This window comes from Candidatus Rokuibacteriota bacterium (assembly GCA_016209385.1).
Taxonomy (GTDB): Bacteria; Methylomirabilota; Methylomirabilia; order Rokubacteriales; family CSP1-6; genus JACQWB01.
On the sequence record JACQWB010000003.1, the window covers coordinates 1 to 2948 of the forward strand.

Below are 2948 nucleotides of genomic sequence, written 5' to 3' on the forward strand. Positions count from 1 at the left end.
ATGAAGATCTCGCTCAAGGCCTCCGACCCGGCCATGATGATCGAGGCCTACCGCATGCTGGCTGACCAGGTGGTTTACCCCTTCCACCTCGGCGTGACGGAAGCGGGGACCCCGACGGTGGGAACCATCAAATCGGCGCTGGGGATCGGCACCCTTCTGTCCGAAGGGATCGGAGACACGATTCGGGTGTCGCTGGCCGCCGACCCGGTGGAGGAGGTGCGCGTCGGGATCGAGATCCTGAAGGCCCTCGGGCTCCGGAAGCAAGGGCTCACGTTCGTGGCGTGCCCGTCCTGCGGCCGCGCCGACGTGGACCTCGTGAAGCTGGCGCGGGACGTGGAAGACCGCCTCAAGGGCCTCAACGCCAACATCCACGTCGCGGTGATGGGGTGTGAAGTAAACGGGCCGGGCGAGGCGCGCGCCGCCGACATCGGCGTGGCGGGAGGCAAGGGGATCGGCCTCATCTTCAGGAAAGGCGAGGTGGTGCGCAAGGTTCCCGAGGCCCAGATCGTGGACGCCCTGTGGGAAGAGGTGGAGCGGTTCATCGCCGAGAAGCAGGCCGAAGCGGCGATCCCGGCGGCGGATTAGCCAGGGCAGCGAGGTGAGCATGGACCGACCGGTAGGCAAGACCAAGCACGGCGAACTGAGCCTGGACGAGATCGCCGGGCTCCAGCCGGGCTTGAGCGAGTGGATGCTGGCGCTCGCTCACCGGGTGCACGTGATGTACTTCGCCTGCAAGGCCGGCAACTGGCCCCTCGGCATGTACCAGCTCCGGGGCATCCGTAAGATCCTGAACAACGCGACGCTGACGCGGCCCAAGTACAAGGAGGCCCTCGAGAAGTTCAGCAAGGAGCACCTGGACGGGCTGGACGAAGCCATGCGGCGTCGGTCCTGGGAAGAGTTCGACGGGTTGATCGCGGCGACGATCGAGGCCGCCGATCGCTACCACGTCGAATGGGGATACCCCTACATCCGCTACCGGATCCCCGACCACCCCCCGGGCGATTACCTCCTCGCGCCGCCCGAGACCGAACCACCGAAGGTGAAGTGAGCGGATGCGCTGGTCGCAGTCGTTGATCCCGACCCTCCGCGAGGATCCCGCGGAGGCCGAGGCGGTCAGCCACAAGCTCATGGTCCGGGCCGGGCTGGTGCGCCAGCTCGCCGCGGGGATCTACGTCTACCTGCCGCTCGGGCAGCGCGTGCTCGACAAGATCAACGCCATCATCCGGGAAGAGATGAACCGGATCGGCGGTCAGGAGATCACGATGCCGGTGCTCCACCCGGCGGAGATCTGGCTGCAGTCGGGCCGCTGGACCGAGATCAGGGAGGAGATGTTCAGGCTCAAGGACCGCAACCAGCGCGACCTGTGCCTCGGCATGACCCACGAGGAGGTCATCGCGTGGCTGGCGGCCAAGGAAATCCGCTCCTACCGGGACCTGCCCCAGATCTGGTACCAGATCCAGACCAAGGAGCGCGACGAGGCCCGGCCGCGCTCGGGCGTCCTGAGGACGCGCGAGTTCCTGATGAAAGATTCCTACACCCTCGACGCCGACGAGCCCGGCCTGGCCAAAGCCTACGACGCCCACCGCGACGCCTATTGCCGCATCTTCGACCGGTGCGGTCTCCGCTACTACGTGGTCGAGTCGGACCCCGGGATGATGGGCGGATCGGGGTCCCACGAGTTCATGGCGCCGAGCCCGGCGGGGGAGGACGAGGTCGCGCGCTGCCCGCGGTGCGGCTACGCGGCAAACGTGGAGCTGGCGCGGGGCGTTCCGGTGAAGCCCCGGTTCCCGGACCGGAAGCGCGAGGAGATTCCGACGCCGAACGCCCGCACCATCGCGGGGGTGTCAGCGCTGCTCGGGACCGATCCCGCGCTGCTGCTCAAGTCGCTCTGCTACGTGACGAAGGCGGGCCCGGTCCTGGCGGTCGTGCGAGGCGACCAGTCGCTGCACGAGAAGAAGCTCGCCCGGTTCCTGGGTGCCGAGGTGCGCCCGGCCCATCCCGATGAGGTCAAGACCTGGTTCGGGGCCCCGGTCGGGTTCATCGGCCCGGTCGACGTGAAGGTCCCCATCGTCGCGGACGAGTGTCTCAGAGACGGAGCGTATGTGGCCGGGGCCAACCGGGACGGGTTCCACCTGAGCGGGGTGCGGCCCGGGGCCGATTTCGCGGCTCGGTTCGCCGACCTGCACGTGGTGCAGTCCGGAGAGCAGTGCGGCCAGTGCGCCGGCGAGCTGACCATCGAGCGCGTGATCGAGGTGGGGAACATCTTCAAGCTGGGCACGAAGTACTCGGTGCCCCTCCGCGCGGTCTTCCTCGATGAGGCGGGACAGGAACGGCCGATCGTGATGGGGAGCTACGGCATCGGCCCGGCCCGGATCGCCGCCGCGGCGATGGAGCAGTCCCACGACGCGGACGGCATCGTCTGGCCCTGGAGCATCGCGCCGTACGAGGTCCACCTGCTCCCGGTGAACACGAAGGACCAGAGCCAGGCGGGGACCGCCGAGACCCTGTATACGGAGCTCCGGGACGCGGGGGTCGAAGTTCTCCTGGATGATCGGGACGAGCGCCCCGGGGTCAAGTTCAAGGACGCGGACCTGATCGGCATCCCGATTCGGGTCACCGTCGGCACAGCTCTGGTGAAGGACGGTGTGGTGGAGGTGCGCACCCGCCGGCGTCGCGAGGACCGTCGCGTCTCGCCTCGCGAGGTGGTGGCCACGGTCAGGGAGCTGGCTCATGAGCTGAGTGGCCGCTAGGACAATAGGAGGGGGACACCCACGCCTTCGGCGCGGGAACCCGGGCCCCCTCCGAGGCCTCCCCCAGGATTGGTGGTTCGAGCCGAGGGGCTGCCGACGAGCCGCAGGCGTGGCTGTTCGTGCCGAGGCGCTTCGGCGCAGGCTGCTTCATCGCCTGCGCCAGCGGCGAGGCGAGACCCGAGTAAGTAAGAGCCGAGG

3 protein-coding genes are annotated in these 2948 nt (G+C 68.5%); all 3 read left to right on the top strand.

Annotation, left to right across the window (positions count from 1 at the left end; all coding sequences use genetic code 11):
* A partial coding sequence (locus HY726_00090; GenBank protein MBI4607390.1) for a flavodoxin-dependent (E)-4-hydroxy-3-methylbut-2-enyl-diphosphate synthase occupies positions 1–585 on the top strand: 585 nt, incomplete at its 5' end.
* Between the two features lie 19 nt (positions 586–604).
* Entirely contained in the window at positions 605–1048 is a 444-nt protein-coding gene (locus HY726_00095) for a hypothetical protein (GenBank protein MBI4607391.1), read from the top strand.
* Between the two features lie 4 nt (positions 1049–1052).
* Positions 1053–2750 (top strand): proline--tRNA ligase, encoded by a 1698-nt coding sequence (locus HY726_00100; GenBank protein ID MBI4607392.1) that lies wholly within the window; start codon positions 1053–1055, stop codon positions 2748–2750.
* The last annotated feature ends 198 nt before the right edge of the window (positions 2751–2948 follow it).

Bases quoted from the DNA above. Each gene is read 5' to 3' on its own strand.
- HY726_00095 (MBI4607391.1), top strand. From the start codon at position 605: ATGGACCGACCGGTAGGCAAGACCAAGCACGGCGAACTGAGCCTGGAC.
- HY726_00100 (MBI4607392.1), top strand. From the start codon at position 1,053: ATGCGCTGGTCGCAGTCGTTGATCCCGACCCTCCGCGAGGATCCCGCG.